We start from the raw sequence: 16923 nt of genomic DNA on the forward strand, positions 1-16923 counted from the left end.
GCTGCTCCTGATCCTCGGTGCCGTCCTCAACGACTCGTTCCTCACCGAGCAGAACATCATCTCCATCCTCGGTTCCTCCGCCGCCCTCGCGATGGTGGTGCTCGCCGAGTCCCTCGTGCTGATCAGCGGGAAGTTCGACCTGTCCCTGGAGTCGGTCGTCGGCATCGCGCCCGCCTTCGGCGCCCTGCTCGTCCTGCCCGTCGCGCAGTCCGGGTTCGGGACCGAATTCCCCGTCGCCGTCTCGCTGTTGGCGGTGCTCGTGGCCGGTGCCTGCATCGGCGCCTTCAACGGTGTGCTCGTCGTCAAGCTGAAGCTCAACGCGTTCATCGTGACGCTCGCGATGCTGATCGTGCTGCGCGGACTGCTCGTCGGGGCGACCAAGGGCAAGACGCTGTTCGGGATGCCCGACGCGTTCTTCGCGCTCGCCACCTCCACGTTCCTACGGGTCCCGATGTCGGTGTGGTTCGCCGCGATCGCGTTCGGTGTCGCGGGGCTCGTCCTCAAGTACCACCGCGTGGGCCGCGCCCTGTACGCGATCGGCGGCAACGCCGAGGCCGCGCGCGCCGCCGGTATCCGCGTCGAGCGGGTCATGCTCGGTGTCTTCGTGGTCGCGGGTGTCCTCGCCTCCGTCGGAGGCATCATGCAGACCGGATACGTGGGTGCCATCAGCGCCAACCAGGGCAACAACATGATCTTCACGGTGTTCGCCGCCGCGGTCATCGGAGGCATCAGCCTCGACGGCGGCAAGGGCACCATGTTCGGAGCCCTGACCGGCGTGCTCCTGCTCGGTGTCGTACAGAACATGCTGACCCTCGCCCAGGTGCCGTCCTTCTGGATCCAGGCCATCTACGGCGGAATCATCCTGCTCGCCCTCATGGTCGCCCGTGTCACCACCGGCCGCGCCCAGGACTGACCCCCGCCCCTGCCCGACCGCCCGAAAGGCACCCCGTTGTCCTCGACACCGCCCCGCGTCACCGCCGTCGACACGTACGACATCCGGTTCCCGACCTCCCGGGAGCTGGACGGCTCCGACGCCATGAACCCCGACCCCGACTACTCCGCCGCGTACGTCGTGTTGCGCACCGACGATCCCGACGGACACCAGGGGCATGGATTCACCTTCACCATCGGGCGCGGCAACGACGTCCAGGTCGCCGCGATCCGTGCGCTGAGCCACCATGTCGTCGGCCGCCCGCTCGACGCGCTGTGCGCCGACCCCGGCAGCCTCAACCGCGACCTGATCGGCGACAGCCAACTGCGGTGGCTCGGGCCCGAGAAGGGCGTGATGCACATGGCGATCGGCGCCGTCGTCAACGCGGCCTGGGACCTCGCCGCCAAGCGCGCCGCCAAACCGTTGTGGCGGCTGCTCGCCGAGGCGGACCCCGAGTGGCTGGTGTCCCAGGTCGACTTCCGCTACATCGCCGACGCCCTCACCCCCGAAGAGGCACTGGACCTGCTGAAGGCGGGGCGGCAGGGTGCCACCGACCGCACCGCGCGCCTCGTCGAGCGCGGCTACCCCGGCTACACCACCTCGCCCGGCTGGCTCGGCTACAGCGACGAGAAGCTCACCCGCCTCGCCCGGCAGGCCGTCGCCGACGGCTTCACCCAGATCAAGCTGAAGGTCGGCGCCGACCTCGACGACGACATCCGCCGCTGCCGCACCGCCCGCGCGGTCGTCGGCCCCGACATCCGCATGGCCATCGACGCCAACCAGCGCTGGAACGTCGGCGACGCCGTCCAATGGACCAACGCCCTCGCCGAGTTCGAGCCCTACTGGGTGGAGGAGCCCACCAGCCCGGACGACATCCTCGGGCACGCGTTGATCCGTCGGGGCGTCGCCCCGGTCAAGGTCGCCACGGGCGAACACGTGCAGAACCGGGTCGTGTTCAAGCAGCTCCTCCAGGCCGGTGCCATCGACATCCTCCAGATCGACGCCGCGCGCGTCGGCGGGGTCAACGAGAACCTGGCGATCCTGCTGCTCGCCGCGAAGTTCGGCGTCCCCGTGTGCCCGCACGCGGGCGGCGTGGGCCTGTGCGAACTCGTCCAGCACCTGTCGATGTTCGACTTCGTCGCGCTGTCGGGCACCACCGAGGACCGTGTCATCGAGTACGTCGACCATCTGCACGAGCACTTCGTCGACCCGGTCGTGGTCCGCCAGGGCCACTACGCCGCCCCGACGGCCCCCGGCTTCTCCGCCACCATGCACGCCTCGTCCATCGCCGAATTCACCTACCCGGACGGCGAGTTCTGGGTGAAGGACCTCGCCACGACAGCACCCGAATCCACGCAAGCACCCGAATCCACCGAACAGAACGGAGCCGCCGCATGAGCGATGTCAGCGTCCACAGTGTTCAGGACTTCGCGGGCCTGAGGGCCCTCGTCACCGGCGGCGCCTCCGGCATCGGCCGGGCCACCGCGGAGCTGCTCGCCGCGCGCGGCGCCGACGTCGCCGTGCTCGACCGTGACATCACCGACGTGGAGAAGCCGCTGCGCGGGTACGCCGCCGATGTCACGGACGACGACGCCGTGCGGGCCGCCGTGGCCGCGGCGACCGGCGACCTCGGCGGCCTCGACGTACTCGTCAACAACGCGGGCATCGGCGCCCAGGGCACCGTCGCCGACAACGACGACGCCGAATGGCACCGGGTCCTCGACGTCAATGTCATCGGGATGGTGCGGGTCGCGCGCGCCGCGCTCCCGGCGCTGAGGGACTCCGAGCACGCGGCGATCGTCAACACCTGCTCCATCGCCGCGACGGCGGGGCTCCCGCAGCGGGCCCTGTACGCGGCGTCCAAGGGCGCGGTCCTCTCCCTCACGCTCGCCATGGCCGCGGACCACATACGTGAGGGCATCCGCGTCAACTGCGTCAACCCCGGCACCGCCGACACCCCCTGGGTCGGCCGGCTCCTCGACAAGGCGGCGGACCCGGCCGCCGAACGCGCCGCCCTCGAAGCCCGCCAGCCCACCGGGCGCCTGGTCTCCGCCGCCGAAGTGGCGGGCGCCATCGCCCACTTGGCGAGTCCCCTGTCCGGCGCGACGACCGGCACGTCCGTCGCCGTGGACGGCGGCATGCAGGGGCTGCGCCTTCGCCCCGTGGAACAGTGATCGGCATGCGCACCAGCACACTCGGCCGCGGCGACGTCCCGGTCACCCCACTCGGCTTCGGCGGCGCGGGCATCGGCAACCTCTACACACCGGTCCGCGACGACGAGGCGTACCTCGCCCTGGACGCGGCCTGGGACGCGGGCCTGCGCTACTTCGACACCGCGCCGCACTACGGCCTCGGCCTTTCCGAACGCCGGATCGGCGAGTACCTGCGCACCCGGCCCACGGGGTCGTACACCGTGTCCACCAAGGTCGGCCGGCTCCTCGTACCGGACGACGGAGGCGGCGACGACAGTGCCCACGGCTTTGCCGTGCCCGCCACCACGCGCCGCGTGTGGGACTTCAGCGCTGCCGGGGTGCGCCGGTCCATCGAGGAGAGCCTCGGCCGGCTCGGCGTCGACCGTATCGACGTCGCCTACCTCCACGACCCCGACGACCACGCGAAGGAGGCGTTCGGCGAGGCCTACCCCGAGCTGGAGCGGCTGCGCGGCGAAGGGCTCGTCGGCGCCATCGGCGCGGGCATGAACCAGTCCGCGATGCTCACCCGCTTCGTCCGCGACACCGATGTGGACGTGGTCCTGTGCGCGGGCCGCTACTCGCTGCTCGACCAGCGTGCCCTGAAGCAGCTGCTGCCCGCGGCCGCCGAACGTGGTGTCTCCGTCGTCATCGGAGGTGTCTTCAACTCCGGGCTGCTCGCCGACCCCAAGCAGGGCGGCACCTTCGACTACGCCCTGGCCTCGCCCGAGGTCCTCTCCCGCGCCCGGCGGCTGAAGGACCTCGCCGAGCGCCACGGCACCACCCTGCGCGCCGCCGCGCTCGCCTTCCCGTTCGGGCACCCGGGCGTCACCAGCGTGCTCGTCGGCACCCGCTCGGCGGCCGAAGTCACCGACACGGTCGAGCAGTTCACCGCGAAGGTGCCCGCCGGGTTCTGGCTGGAGGCCCGCGATCAGCACCTCCTCCCGGCCGAGGTGCCCGTCCCCACGGAACAGGAGCCGCACGCGTGAGAGTCGCCCTGCACACCAAGGTCCGCGCCGACCTGATCGACGAGTACGAGGCCGCCCACCGCGAGGTGCCCGACGAACTCGTCACCGCGATCCGTGCGGCGGGCGCGCGGCAGTGGACGATCTGGCGCAGCGGAACCGACCTGTTCCACGTCATCGAGTGCGAGGACTACGCCCGCATGCTCGCCGAACTCGACAAGCTCCCCGTGAACATCGGCTGGCAGGCCCGCATGGACGAGCTCCTCGACGTCGCCCACGACTACTCCGCCGAAGGCGCGGACGCCGGACTGCCCGTCGTGTGGGAGCTGCCGTGACACCGGGAATGGTCGACGCGCACCACCACGTCTGGGACCTCTCCGTACGCGACCAGGAGTGGATCACCGGCCCCGAACTCGCGCCGATACGCCGCACGTTCACCGTCGACGAGTTGGCTCCCGAGCTGCGCGCGGCCGGTGTCGACGCCACCGTGCTCGTGCAGACGGTGACCGTCGCCGAGGAGACACCCGATCTGCTGGCCGTGGCCGAGCGCAGTGAACTCGTCGCGGGGGTCGTCGGCTGGACCGATCTGACCCGGCCCGATGTCGGCGGCACCCTGGAGGGGCTGCGGGAGCTGCCGGGCGGGCGGCACCTGGTGGGCATCCGGCACCAGGTGCAGGGCGAGCCCGACCCCGAATGGCTGCTGCGTCCCGACGTGCGGCGCGGGCTCGCCGCCGTCGCGGACGCCGGGCTCGTCTACGACCTGGTGGTCCTGCCGAGCCAGCTGCCGGCCTGCGTCAAGGCCGCCGCTGAACACCCGGAACTCACCTTTGTGCTCGACCACTTGGGCAAGCCGCCGATCGCGGCGGGGGAGCTCACCCCCTGGCGGGACGACATTCGCGCGCTCGCCGCACTGCCCAACACCGTCTGCAAGCTCTCTGGAATGGTCACCGAGGCCGACTGGTCGGGCTGGACCGTCGACCAGCTGCGGCCGTACGCCGACACGGTCATCGACGCCTTCGGCCCCGCCCGTGTGATGTTCGGCTCCGACTGGCCGGTGTGCACGCTCGCGGCCACGTATCGACAAGTCATCGACACCGCGCGGGAGTTGGTCGGCGGCCCGGACCCGCACATCTTCGGGGAGACCGCCCGCCGCGTCTACCTCAGCCGGGTCGGCGGCAGGAACTCCCGCACGTAGGTCCGTTCCCACCACGCCCCCGTCTCCCGCAGCTCTCGCCACGTCGTGAAGCGGTAGCGGTACACGCGCGCCCGGATGTGCACGGGCGGCGCGTCGGCGGGGAAGGGGGAGTGGCGCAGCAGCCGCAGGGTGTCCCGGTCGCCCTCCAGGAGCCGCTCGACCAGGCCCTCGAACCAGGGCCTGGCGTAGGCGGGCGACAGCGCGGCGAACCACATCATCCAGTCGAGCCGCAGATGGTACGGCGCGAACTGGCGCGGCAGGCGGCGAGGATCACCCGGCTTTCCCTTGAACTCGTAGGCCAGCCAGCCCGATTCGGGGCGTGGCACCTCCTCCGCGGTGCCCTCGACCACGATCTCCTGCCGGACCCGCCCGACCGAGCCGAACGCCCCGTACGTGTTGACCAGGTGGAGGGAGTCGTAGGAACGGTTCATGGACTGGCGGCGGGAGAGCAGATTGCGCACCGGTCGGTAGCTGAGCGCCGCCACCACGGCCGTGAGGGCGATGACCACGATCTCGTACCAGAGCGGCGCCTCGGGGAGCGCGGGCGGTGTGTGCAGGGCCGACAGGTCGAGGGCGGAGGCGGCCAGGACGATCGCGAGCCAGTTCAGCCATGCGAAGTTGCCCGAGGCGATCAGCCACAGCTGGGTGACGATCATCAGGGCCGCCGCCCAGGTGGCGAGGGGCTGCGGGGTGAAGAGGAGGAAGGGGACCGCCAGCTGGGTGACGTGGTTGGCCGCGACCTCCACCCGGTGCAGCGGGCGCGGCAGGTGGTGGAAGAACCAGCTCAGCGGGTTCGGCATCGGCTGCGTCTCGTGGTGGAAGTCGAGGCAGGTCAGCTTCCGCCAGCACGCGTCGCCCCGCATCTTGATGAGACCGGCCCCGAATTCCAGCCGGAACAGCACCCAGCGCAGCAGGAACAGCACCAGGACCGGCGGCGCCACCTCGTCGTTCCCGAGGAACACCGCCAGGAAGCCGACCTCCAGGAGCAGCGACTCCCAGCCGAAGCCGTACCAGGTCTGGCCGACGTTCACGATCGACAGATACAGCGCCCACGGCACCAGCCACAGCAGCATCGCCGCCCACAGCGGCACCAGCCCGTCCACCCCGGCGAGCAGCCCCGCCGCCACCGCCGCCCCGCCCCACGCGCACCCGGCGAAGAACCGGTCCGAGTAGTGCAGCCGGAACAGCGAGGGCGCGGCCCGCCACGGCACGCGGGCCACGAACCGGGGGATCGGCGTCATCCCGCGCTCCCCGAGCAGCGCCGTGAACTGGAGCGCCGCCGCCACGAACGCCACGAGGTAGAGCGCCGCGAGGCCCCGCTGGAACACCAGGCGGGCGAGCCAGTAGTCCGAAGCGCCGAACCAGTCCATGCCTCCAGTGTGTGCCCCGTTTCCCGGCAAGGTCACGACGTGCGGGCGAAGGGGGCTCGGCCTAGCGTGGGGCCCATGGGCGCGGGTAGCGGGGGCGGCGAGGAGCCCGGGAACGCCCCGGACGGGGAGGGCCCGGAGGAGTCCTCACGGGGATTTCTGGAGGCGTACGGCCGGGCCCTGCGCATGGGCAGCTTCGACTGGGACCTCGACACCGGCCTCATGGCCATGGACGCCCAGGCCCACGAGGTCTTCGACCTGCTGCCCGAGGAGTACGACGACCACCCCGGCACGCTCGCCTCCCGGGTCCCGGCCAGCGACGGCGGCCGGCTCGACACCCTCGTGTCCCGGGCCCTCAAGAGCGGCGACGAGACCTACGGGACGTACTTCCGCATCCGCACCCGCACGGGCGAGATGCGCTGGACCCACACCCGCGGCTACATCCGCCGCGACGAGCACGGCCGGCCGCGCCGCATCGTCGGCATCGTGCGCGACGCCACCGACGAGCTGAACGACGCCACCGTGCAGGCCGAGCGCGATGTCCGCCAGGCACTCAGGCGCCGCGAGACCAGCGTCGTGCAGCAGACCACCGCCGCCCTCGCGCACGCCCGCACCGTCAAGGACGTCATCGACGTGCTGCGCGACACCCACGGCATCGACCACCTCGGCGCCACCAGCTTCGTCATGGGACTGGTCAAGGGCGGGCGCATCCACCTCGTCGCGGAGGGGCCGGAGGGGAGCTTCGTGCCGGGCACCGGCATCAGCCGCGTCGACGCCCCGTACCCGATGAGCGAGGTCGTGCGCACGCTGAAGCCGTGCTTCATCGAGTCCGCCCGGGAATTCGCCGAGTCGTTCCCCGAGCTGTGGCCGCACATCACCCATCTGGAGATCAAGTCCGCCGCCTACCTGCCGCTCATCGCGCAGGCCCGGCCCATCGGCGCGGTCGGCCTGCTCTACCACGACCGCGAGGGCTTCACCCAGTCCGAGCGCAACGTCCTCGTCGCGCTCGGCAGCAGCATCGCGCAGAGCCTCCAGCGCGCCATGTTCTACGAGATGGAGAAGGACCTCGCCCAGGGCCTGCAACAGGCCATGCTGCCGCGCACCATCCCCGACGTGGCGGGCGCCGACCTCGCCGTCCGCTACCGCGCGGCCTCCCTCGGCCGGGACATCGGCGGCGACTGGTACGACGTCATCCCGCTGCCCGGCGGCCGCGTCGGCGCGGTCATCGGCGACGTACAGGGACACGACACGCATGCCGCCGCCGTCATGGGCCAGCTGCGCATCGTGCTGCGCGCCTACGCCGCCGAGGGCCACACGCCCGCCACCGTCATGGCCCGCGCCTCCTCCTTCCTGCACGAACTCGACACCGACCGCTTCGCGACCTGCCTGTACGCGGAGGCCGACCTGTCGACCGGAGTCGTCCAGCTCGTACGGGCCGGGCACCTCGACCCGCTGCTCCGCCTGACCGGCGGGAACTGCCGCAGGCTGGCGGTGGAGGGCGGGCTCCCGCTCGGCCTGTCCGCCGAGTTCGGGCGGCTCGAATACCCGGTGACCACCGCCGAACTCGACCCCGGTGAGGCGCTGGTCATGTGCACCGACGGCCTCGTCGAACAGCCGGGCGCCGACCTCGACGACGGGCTCCAGACCCTCACCACGCTCATCGGCACAGGACCCGACGACCTCGACCAGCTCGCGGACCGGCTCGTCGCGTCGTGCGAGGAACGCGACGTCGAGGACGACGTGGCGCTGCTGCTCCTGCGCCGCCGCGGCGCGGGCGCGGTGCAGAGCGGCAGCCGGCTCACCGAACACGTGCCGCCGGGCGACCCGGAGGCGCTGACCGCGGCCCGCCACATGATCCGGCACGCCGTCCGCGCCTGGGGAGCGAAGGAGAACGCCGACGAGATCGAACTCGTCGCCGACGAGATGATCACCAACGCCCTCATGCACACCGAAGGCCCCGCCATCGTCACCCTGCGCGTCCTCACCGGCGCCGACCGAAGACTCAGGGTCGACGTGGAGGACACCTCCAGCGCCCTGCCGCGCCGCCGCGAGGCGGGCGAGGACGGCGTCTCGGGGCGCGGCCTGTTCCTCGTCGACCAGCTCGCCGACGTGTGGGGCGTGGAGGCGCGCGGCGTCGGCAAGTGCGTCTGGTGCGAATTCGTGGTGCCCACACGCGAGTGAGAGGCTGGAGGGCATGCCGGAGCTCCCCGAGGTCGAAGCGCTCAAGGACTTCCTCACCGAGCACCTGGTGGGACGCGACATCGTGCGCGTCCTGCCGGTCGCCGTGAGCGTCCTGAAGACGTACGACCCGCCGCTCACCGCCCTGGAGGGCCGCACGGTCACGGCCGTGGCGCGGCACGGCAAGTTCCTGGACGTGAGCACCGGGGACGGGCCCCACCTGGTCACGCACCTGGCCCGCGCGGGCTGGCTGCACTGGAAGGACCGGCTCCCCGACGGCCCGCCGAAACCCGGCAAGGGACCGCTCGCGCTGCGCGTCGCCCTGGAGACCGGCGAGGGCTTCGACCTCACCGAGGCCGGGACCACGAAGAAGCTCGCCGTGTACGTGGTCCACGACCCCGGCGACGTCCCCGGCATCGCCCGCCTCGGCCCCGACCCGCTCGCGGACGACTTCGACGAGGCGGCCTTCGCGCGCCTGCTGAAGGGGGAGCGGCGCCAGATCAAGGGCGCCCTGCGCGACCAGTCGCTCATCGCGGGCATCGGCAACGCCTACAGCGACGAGATCCTGCACGCCGCTCGCATGTCACCGTTCAAACCGACGTCCGGGCTGAGCGCCGAGGACGTGCACACCCTGTACGAGGCGACGCGTACGACGCTGACCGAAGCCGTCGAGCGTTCGCGCGGAGTCGCCGCCGGGAAGCTCAAGTCGGAGAAGAAGAGCGGGCTTCGCGTGCACGGACGGGCCGGGCAGGCGTGCCCGGTGTGCGGGGACACCGTCCGCGAGGTCAGCTTCAGCGACAGCGCGCTGCAGTACTGCCCGACCTGTCAGACGGGCGGCAAGCCGCTCGCGGACCGGCGGATGTCGCGGCTGCTGAAGTGAGCCCGCCGAAGCGCCCGATCACGCTGCGCGAGCCCGGGGTCAGCCCCATCGGACGGTGTGCAGGATGGTGTCGAGGCCGTCGTCGAGGGTGGTTTCCAGGCCCTTGCGGAAGGCCGTCTCGTACGCCGCGTCGCCGACGGCCTGTTGGACGCGGCGTTCGCATGCCTGGCGGACGGCGACGAGCCCCGGCGAGTCCATCTGAGTGCTGCCGACGATCTGCCAGGCATGCCCGCCGAAGCCGAGCAGCCAGGCCGCCTGCCCCGCGTCACCACCGGCCACGACCGCCGAGGCCAGTGCGTCCAGGACCACGGCGATTCCCGTCGTGTTGTGGAGCGCGTGGTGCCCCTCCAGCGCCGCCCGGGCGTGCCTCGTCGCCGACTCCGCGTCGCCCTGGGCGAGATCCAGCATCGCCTGGAGGTAGTCGGCGTAGGAACACACCCAGCGCTCGCCGTAGCGTCGGCAGTCCGCCCGCAGCGCGTCGGACACGGTCCGGGCCCGGTCGAACTCGCTCATGTGAAGGTGGGTGTACAAGCGGGACAGGCGGATTTGCAGCGGGGTGATTTCGTAGCGGGCCTCGCGGACACGCTGGTACGGGGCGCCGTCGAGGACCTCCGCCGCACGCGTCAGCTCTCCGCGCATCGCCAGGCCCATGCCCAGGACCGCGGCGGCGCCCGCGGCAGCACCGCTGTCCCGCTGCCCTGGCTGCGACGCCGCTGTCGTGCAGGCCGTACCCCAGTGGACCGCGGCGCGCAGGTCTCCCCGTGCGAACGCGATGGAGCTGCGGGCGAACAGTGCCCAGGTCCGGGCGGGGCTCGGCTCGGGATCCAGGTCGAGGACCACGTCCAGGTACCGCTCACCGTCCCGGCTGAAACCGCAGTGCCGCCAGAGAAACCCCAGGCACCCCGCCATTTCCAGGCAGGTGCCGTCTCCCCGAGTGATGAGGCAGAAGTCCATCGCGGCCCGCATGTTGGCGTGTTCGGCGCGGGCGCGCTCGCACCACAGGACCTGGTCAGGACCTGCCCACTCGTCGCAGCCCCGCCGAGCCAGACGTAGGTAGTGGTCCTGGTGCCGCCGACGCGTGCACTGCTCCTCGCCGAGCCCCTGCAGCCACTGTTCGCCGTACTCGCGAAGGGTGTCGAGCATCGCGTACCGCAGACCGCACGGAGTGTCCGTGCGCTGCACGATGGACTTGTCCACCAGCCCGGACAGCAGCCCCGGCACCTGCGAGTCGCCGATGGGCCCACCGGCGCAGACCCGTGCGGCCGCGTCCTGTTCGAAGCCGTCGGCGAACACCGACAGGCGGGCCCAGGCCAGTCGTTCCAGCGGGGTGCACAGCTCGTGGCTCCAGCCGATCGTGGTACGCAGCGCCTGGTGCCGTGCGTCCTCCCGGTCATGTCTGCCGTACGTGCCGTCGGCCTGCCGGGTGAGCAGCTCGAAGCGGGTGCGCAGGCGCCGGCAGAGCTCGTCCAGGGACATCTCGGTCAGTCGGGCGGCGGCCAGCTCGATGGCCAGAGGGATGCCCTCCAGGCGTACGCAGATCTCGGCGACCGCCGCGCCGTCCTCCTCCGCGAGGGCCACCGGGGGAAGAGCTTCGGCGGCCCGCTGCGCGAACAGCACCGCCGCGTCGGCGAAAGCGGGGTCCCGGCGTGCGGCGACGGTGACCGGCAGCGGTGCGACGGGCACCGCCCGCTCGGCCGGGGCCTGCAGGCGGGTGCGGCTGGTGGCGAGGACGTGCACCCCGGGGGCCGCGGCCCGCACGGTCCGGGCGATCTCCGCGCAGCCGGCGGTGAGGTGTTCGCAGCAGTCCAGGATCAGCAGCAGTCGCTTGTCCGCCAGCCAGTCGGTCACCACCTCGACCGCGGGCCGGGTGGACTGGTCGGACAACCGGAGCGCCTCATAGACGGCGAGCGCGATCGACGCGGCTCCCTTGAGGGGGGAGAGCTCGACCAGCCACACCCCGTCGGGGAAGTGGGCCCGCACTCCGGCCCCGACCCGTTTGGCCAGCCGGGTCTTCCCCACCCCGCCCACCCCGGTCAATGTCACCAGCCGGTCACCCGTCACCAGGTCCGTCAGCGCGCTCAACTCGCTCTCACGCCCGACGAAACCGGTCGTTTCGGGCGGCAGATTTCCCGCCGTCCACTCCTGCCGGGAGCTTCCCACGGCGCTCGCCTCCCCTACCCGGCCGACCACCGTCCACCGCCTGGCCCGAGTCTGCCCCGCCTGCGGCACCGCGAGCTCCAGATGCCATGAGCTGTCCGGTCCGCCCTACAAGGTGCTCACACGACCACACTGCCGCGACATTCCCGGCCATCGCCCGCCCCGACCCGGTCATCGCGGACAGCCGCAATGTCGCAATGTGCGGAAGGCCCTACGAAGCGCGCATCGGGAGCGTCAGCAGCGGTATTCCGTCCGCCGCCCGCACCTCGAACCGCGCGAGGTCCGCGGGCCGCGCCGCGACCCCGCCGTCCAGCGCCACCGGGTCGCCGCGCACCGTCCACGTCGCCACCGTCTGCTCCGAGCCGTCCCGGCCCACCGCGACCAGCTCGCACACCCGCGGACCGCCCGAGTCCCGTACGTCCAGGCCCACTTGTGTGCCCCAGTCCTGGTCGTCCGCCGTCACGGTCGCCGCCACACCGGTCCCCGCGTCGTGGCCGCGCAGCGTCGCCGTGTGCCCGGAACCCGTACCGACCCCGGTGAGCATCGCGACTCCCTGCCCGGCCGCCGCGAGCACGAGCAGGGCCGCGACGGTCGCACCCCACAGGCGGCGCCGCGTCCTGCGGTGCAGCGCGCCGAGCCGGTCCACGGCCCGGTCGAGGAACGTCGGGGCCGGGCGCGCGAGCACCTCCACGCAGGGCGGCGTCACCCGCGCGTACAACGCCAACGCGCCTGTCGTGGGCGCCAGTTCGCCGACCAGGGACGCGCACGTGGCGCACTCGGGCAGGTGGTCCTCGAAGCGGAAGCGTTCCGCGGGGTCGAGAACCCCCAGCGCGTAGGCGCCTACGTCGCGATGCCGTTCCAGGGACCACATGATGCCTTCCTCCGTCTGTCGTCCACCGGTACGCAGGAGGCGGCTGATTCATTCAAGCGACCGCGCGATTACACTCCGCCGCATGTTGCGCGTACTGGCCGTCGACGACGAGGAACCCGCCCTCGCCGAACTCCTGTACCTCCTGCGGGCCGACCCCCGCGTGCGCAGCGCCGAGGGCGCCACCGACGCCAACGAGGCGCTGCGCCGCATCGGCCGGGCCCTGGAAGGCGGGGACGGCGCGATCGACGTGCTGTTCCTCGACATCCAGATGGCGGGCCTCACCGGCCTCGATGTGGCGCGGCTCCTCGCAGGTTTCGCCCGCCCCCCACTCGTCGTCTTCGTCACCGCCCACGAGGACTTCGCGGTCAAGGCCTTCGACCTGAAGGCCGTCGACTACGTCCTCAAGCCGGTACGCCGCGAGCGCCTCGCCGAGGCCGTGAGCCGGGTCACCGAACGCGTCGCGAGCAGCACGCCGCCGGCCACCGTCGCCGACCGCATCCCCGTCGAACTCGGCGGCATCACCCGGCTCGTGGCCATCGCCGACATCACCTACGCCGAGGCGCAGGGCGACTACGCGCGGCTGCACACGCAGGACGGCATCAGCCACCTGGTGCGGATACCGCTCAGCACCCTGGAGGAACGCTGGCAGGAACTCGGCTTCGTCCGCGTCCACCGCAGCCACCTCGTCGCCCTCCACCGCATCGACGAACTCCGCCTCGACGGAGGCGGAATGACGGTCCGCGTCGGCACGGCAGAAATCCCGGTAAGCCGCAGACACGCAAGCCGCGTCCGCGAACTCCTGATGCGCAGACCGTGAGCCCATTAAGCCCCTGCGGCGATTGAGCAGCGGGGTCCGGGGCAGAGCCCCGCGACCGCAACACACCCCTACCGCAAACAACCCCCACCTGCTTAAACTCCGCCACGTGTCCGATCACCCGCAACGCGAAACCGTGACCGGCGAACCCCGCCAGCTCCCCGGCCCGGCAGGCCCCCGCACGCAGTGGGAGATCGACGAACAGACCACCCTCGGCGCCGCCTACGTCCGCTCCCTCATGCGCAGCCAACTCCGCGCCGGAATCACCGCGTTCATGCTCCTCGCCGTCCCCGTCGCCGTCCTGCCGCTGTTCTTCGGCGCGCTGCGCAACGCCGCCGTGCAATGGCTCGTCCTCGGCTTCGGCTGCTACCCGTTCCTCGTGCTCATCGCCTGGTGGTACGTCCGCCGCGCCGAGCGCAACGAGCGCGACTTCGCCGACCTCGTGCGTGGCCGCCCCGCCGACCACGGAACGCCGTGAACGAGGCGTACGCGATCCCGGCGGTGGCCGTCGTCGTCCTCGCCACCGTCCTCATCGGCGGCTTCGGCCTGCGCGTGTCCCGCACGACGTCCGACTTCTACGTCGCGTCCCGCACGGTAGGACCCCGGCTCAACGCGGCGGCCATCAGCGGCGAGTACCTCTCGGCCGCCTCCTTCCTCGGCATCGCAGGGCTGCTCCTCATCCACGGCCCGGACATGCTCTGGTACTCGGTCGGCTACACGGCCGGCTATCTGGTCCTGCTCGTCTTCGTCGCGGCGCCGCTGCGCCGCTCGGGCGCGTACACGCTGCCCGACTTCGCCGAGGGGCGCCTCGAATCCCGCCAGGTGCGGCGCGTGGTCAGCCTGTTCGTGGTCGGGGCGGGCTGGCTGTACCTGGTGCCCCAGCTCCAGGGCGCGGGGCTCACGCTGCAGATCCTCACCGGGGCGCCCCGCTGGTTCGGGGCGACGCTCGTCGCCGCGGTCGTGGTGCTCGCGGTCGCGGCGGGCGGCATGCGCTCGATCACGTTCGTCCAGGCCTTCCAGTACTGGCTCAAGCTCACGGCCCTCCTGGTGCCCGCCTTCTTCCTCCTGCTTGCCTGGCACGGCAACGGCGCCCCGCCACCGGGGGCCGCGACCCTCGCCCCGCCGTCCGCCGGGGTCGGCGCGGGCCAGCCGCTCGCCACCAGCCGCGCCGACCACCCGCTCTACGCCACGTACGGCCTGATCGTGGCCACGTTCCTGGGCACCATGGGCCTGCCGCACGTCGTCGTCCGCTTCTACACGAGCCCCAACGGCCGCGCCGCCCGCCGCACCACCGTCGTGGTCCTCGCCCTGATCGGCCTCTTCTACCTGCTGCCGCCCGTCTACGGCTGGCTCGGCCGCCTGTACGCGCCCGAACTCACCGCCACCCAGGACGCCGACGCCACCGTGCTGCTGCTGCCGGGGCGCGTCTTCGACGGGGTGGCGGGCGACCTCCTCGGCGCGCTGGTGGCAGGCGGCGCGTTCGCGGCGTTCCTGTCCACCGCGTCGGGGCTGACGATGGCGGTCGCCGGGGTCGTCAGCCAGGACGTGCTGCAGGCGCGCGGCGTGCGGCACTTCCGGCTCGCCGTGCTGCTCGCGATCGCGATGCCGCTCGGCGGTGCGCTCCTGGTGGACGGGGTGCCGGTCGCGGACGCGGTCGGCATGGCGTTCGCGGTGTCGGCGTCCTCGTTCTGCCCGCTGCTCATCCTGGGCATCTGGTGGCGCCGCCTCACCCCGCCGGGGGCGCTCGCGGGCCTCGTCCTGGGCGGCGGATCGGCGCTCCTCGCGGTCACATTGACGGTGGCGGGCACGGTCACCGAGGGCTGGCTGCACACGCTGCTCGCGTGGCCGGCCGTGTGGTCGGTGCCGGTCGGCTTCCTGGCGATGATCCTGGTGTCCCTGGCCACGCGGGACGCGATCCCGCCGCACACGACGGCGACGATGACGCGGCTGCACCTCCCCGAGTCGCTGGGGGCGGGCGGGCTACGAGGCCGGGAGGTGGCCGGGCCGACCGGGCGCGCGGCCGCGGTGGCTCGCGGGGAGGACCCGCCCGCGGGCGCACCGGCCCCGGACGTGGAGCGGAGGCGGCAGATCGCGGACACGGGCGAGGGCGCGGCCCGCGACGGGTCGCCGGCGTCCCGTACCCGCGCCGAGCCCCCCACCGCCGGAGGCGCCTCGTGAGCGGTACCGTCACCGCGGCCCTCATCGCCCTGTGCCCCCTGCTGCTCGGCGCCGGGTTCCTGCTCGGGCGGCGCACCGCCCACCCCGATGGGCGCAGCGACGTCGGCACGCCCGTGGAGCGCGCCACGTTCGAGACCCTGCACACCGCCTCGCTCGCCGCCCCGGCGCTGCGCGCGGGCCTCACCGAGGACACCGCCCGCAAGTCCGCGCGCCGCCTGCGTACGCTGCTCGGCACCGACGCCCTCGCCGTCACCAACCGCTCCACGGTCCTCGCGTGGGACGGTGCCGCCGAACACGCCCACGCCGCCCACGTGATGGAGCGGGTCGAGCCGGTGCTCGCCGGAGGCCGCAGCGCCGCGTTCGGCTGCGGCTGCCCCAATGACGACTGTCCGCTGCGCTGGGCGGTGGCGGCGCCCGTGGTCGCGGACGGCCGGGTGCTCGGGGCCGTCGTCGCCTACGCGGCCCGCGAGTCGGCGGTGCTCGCCCGCGCCACCGACGAGGTCGCCCGCTGGGTCTCCGTCCAGCTCGAACTCGCCGAGCTCGACCGCTCCCGCACCCGGCTCATCGAGGCGGAGATCAAGGCGCTGCGCGCGCAGATCTCGCCGCACTTCATCTTCAACTCGCTCGCGGCCATCGCCTCGTTCGTCCGCACCGACCCCGAGCGCGCCCGCGAACTCCTCCTGGAATTCGCCGACTTCACCCGCTACTCGTTCCGCCGCCACGGCGACTTCACCACGCTGGCCGAGGAACTCCACTCCATCGACCAGTACCTGGCGCTTGTGCGCGCCCGCTTCGGCGACCGCCTCTCCGTCACCCTGCAGATCGCCCCGGAGGTCCTCCCGGTCACGCTGCCGTTCCTGTGCCTGCAACCGCTCGTCGAGAACGCCGTCAAGCACGGCCTGGAGGGCGCCGCCACCCGCAGCCGCATCTCGATCGGCGCCACCGACGCGGGCGCCGAGGCCGAGGTCGTCATCGAGGACGACGGCGTCGGCATGAACCCCGGCGAACTCCGGGCGATCCTGCGCGGCGAGGGCGGCCAGGGGCGCGGCATCGGCCTGTCGAACGTCGACGAACGCCTGCGCCAGGTCTTCGGCGACTCGTACGGCCTGGTGATCGAGACCGCGGAGGGCGCGGGCATGAAGATCACGATCCGCATCCCGAAGTACCGGGCGGGCGTGTACGCGCCCTAGGCGCCCTC

At 72.4% G+C, this 16923-nt stretch carries 15 protein-coding genes; 12 read left to right on the forward strand and 3 right to left on the reverse strand.

Annotated elements, in window-relative coordinates:
- The first annotated feature begins 1 nt into the window (after position 1).
- From OKJ99_RS21650 to OKJ99_RS21675, 6 genes are read left to right on the forward strand one after another with little or no spacing between them, the layout of a single operon-like run.
- Complete coding sequence (locus OKJ99_RS21650) at positions 2 to 913, forward strand: ABC transporter permease (protein ID WP_326018769.1); 912 nt, start codon at positions 2 to 4, stop codon at positions 911 to 913.
- Positions 914 to 949: 36 nt separating this feature from the next.
- Positions 950 to 2329: an L-fuconate dehydratase gene (locus tag OKJ99_RS21655; RefSeq protein ID WP_326018772.1), complete on the forward strand. Its 1380-nt coding sequence runs from the start codon at positions 950 to 952 to the stop codon at positions 2327 to 2329.
- Positions 2326 to 3105 (forward strand): SDR family NAD(P)-dependent oxidoreductase, encoded by a 780-nt coding sequence (locus OKJ99_RS21660; RefSeq protein ID WP_326018774.1) that lies wholly within the window; start codon positions 2326 to 2328, stop codon positions 3103 to 3105. The genes OKJ99_RS21655 and OKJ99_RS21660 overlap by 4 nt, the downstream gene beginning before the upstream one ends.
- 5 nt (positions 3106 to 3110) lie before the next feature.
- On the forward strand, positions 3111 to 4109 hold the full coding sequence (locus OKJ99_RS21665; RefSeq protein WP_326018776.1) for an aldo/keto reductase: 999 nt from the start codon (positions 3111 to 3113) through the stop codon (positions 4107 to 4109).
- Positions 4106 to 4420 (forward strand): L-rhamnose mutarotase, encoded by a 315-nt coding sequence (locus OKJ99_RS21670; RefSeq protein ID WP_326018778.1) that lies wholly within the window; start codon positions 4106 to 4108, stop codon positions 4418 to 4420. Before OKJ99_RS21665 ends, OKJ99_RS21670 begins: the two co-directional genes overlap by 4 nt.
- Before the next feature lie 8 nt (positions 4421 to 4428).
- Positions 4429 to 5280 carry an amidohydrolase family protein gene (locus OKJ99_RS21675; protein WP_326018911.1) on the forward strand — a complete coding sequence of 284 codons (852 nt, stop codon included), beginning with the start codon at positions 4429 to 4431 and terminating at the stop codon, positions 5278 to 5280.
- On the opposite strand, the gene OKJ99_RS21680 is transcribed toward OKJ99_RS21675, so the two are convergent.
- The gene (locus tag OKJ99_RS21680; protein WP_326018780.1) at positions 5241 to 6650 is read right to left on the reverse strand and encodes a lipase maturation factor family protein; all 1410 of its coding nucleotides are present in this window, start codon (positions 6648 to 6650) and stop codon (positions 5241 to 5243) included. The two genes, OKJ99_RS21675 and OKJ99_RS21680, sit on opposite strands and share 40 nt — an antisense overlap.
- A 75-nt stretch (positions 6651 to 6725) precedes the next feature.
- Between OKJ99_RS21680 and OKJ99_RS21685 the strand changes: the two genes are divergently transcribed.
- Both OKJ99_RS21685 and OKJ99_RS21690 read left to right on the forward strand, forming a co-directional pair.
- Positions 6726 to 8828: a SpoIIE family protein phosphatase gene (locus OKJ99_RS21685; RefSeq protein ID WP_326018782.1), complete on the forward strand. Its 2103-nt coding sequence runs from the start codon at positions 6726 to 6728 to the stop codon at positions 8826 to 8828.
- Between the two features lie 13 nt (positions 8829 to 8841).
- On the forward strand, positions 8842 to 9705 hold the full coding sequence (locus tag OKJ99_RS21690; protein ID WP_326018784.1) for an Fpg/Nei family DNA glycosylase: 864 nt from the start codon (positions 8842 to 8844) through the stop codon (positions 9703 to 9705).
- Between the two features lie 39 nt (positions 9706 to 9744).
- On the opposite strand, the gene OKJ99_RS21695 is transcribed toward OKJ99_RS21690, so the two are convergent.
- Positions 9745 to 11865: an ATP-binding protein gene (locus OKJ99_RS21695; RefSeq protein WP_326018786.1), complete on the reverse strand. Its 2121-nt coding sequence runs from the start codon at positions 11863 to 11865 to the stop codon at positions 9745 to 9747.
- Positions 11866 to 12073: 208 nt separating this feature from the next.
- Positions 12074 to 12733, reverse strand: a complete 660-nt coding sequence (locus tag OKJ99_RS21700; RefSeq protein ID WP_326018788.1) for a zf-HC2 domain-containing protein — start codon at positions 12731 to 12733, stop codon at positions 12074 to 12076.
- An 82-nt stretch (positions 12734 to 12815) separates the two neighbouring features.
- Here OKJ99_RS21700 and OKJ99_RS21705 point away from each other — a divergent pair, with 82 nt between their 5' ends.
- From OKJ99_RS21705 to OKJ99_RS21720, 4 genes are all read left to right on the forward strand, one after another.
- Complete coding sequence (locus OKJ99_RS21705; RefSeq protein ID WP_326018790.1) at positions 12816 to 13550, forward strand: LytR/AlgR family response regulator transcription factor; 735 nt, start codon at positions 12816 to 12818, stop codon at positions 13548 to 13550.
- A 133-nt stretch (positions 13551 to 13683) separates the two neighbouring features.
- Positions 13684 to 14025, forward strand: a complete 342-nt coding sequence (locus OKJ99_RS21710) for a hypothetical protein (protein WP_326018912.1) — start codon at positions 13684 to 13686, stop codon at positions 14023 to 14025.
- Positions 14022 to 15725 carry a sodium/solute symporter gene (locus OKJ99_RS21715; protein ID WP_326018792.1) on the forward strand — a complete coding sequence of 568 codons (1704 nt, stop codon included), beginning with the start codon at positions 14022 to 14024 and terminating at the stop codon, positions 15723 to 15725. Before OKJ99_RS21710 ends, OKJ99_RS21715 begins: the two co-directional genes overlap by 4 nt.
- Complete coding sequence (locus tag OKJ99_RS21720; RefSeq protein ID WP_326018794.1) at positions 15722 to 16915, forward strand: sensor histidine kinase; 1194 nt, start codon at positions 15722 to 15724, stop codon at positions 16913 to 16915. The genes OKJ99_RS21715 and OKJ99_RS21720 overlap by 4 nt, the downstream gene beginning before the upstream one ends.
- The last annotated feature ends 8 nt before the right edge of the window (positions 16916 to 16923 follow it).

The sequence above is a fragment of the Streptomyces endophyticus genome, from assembly GCF_035798155.1.
GTDB lineage: Bacteria > Actinomycetota > Actinomycetes > Streptomycetales > Streptomycetaceae > Streptomyces > Streptomyces endophyticus.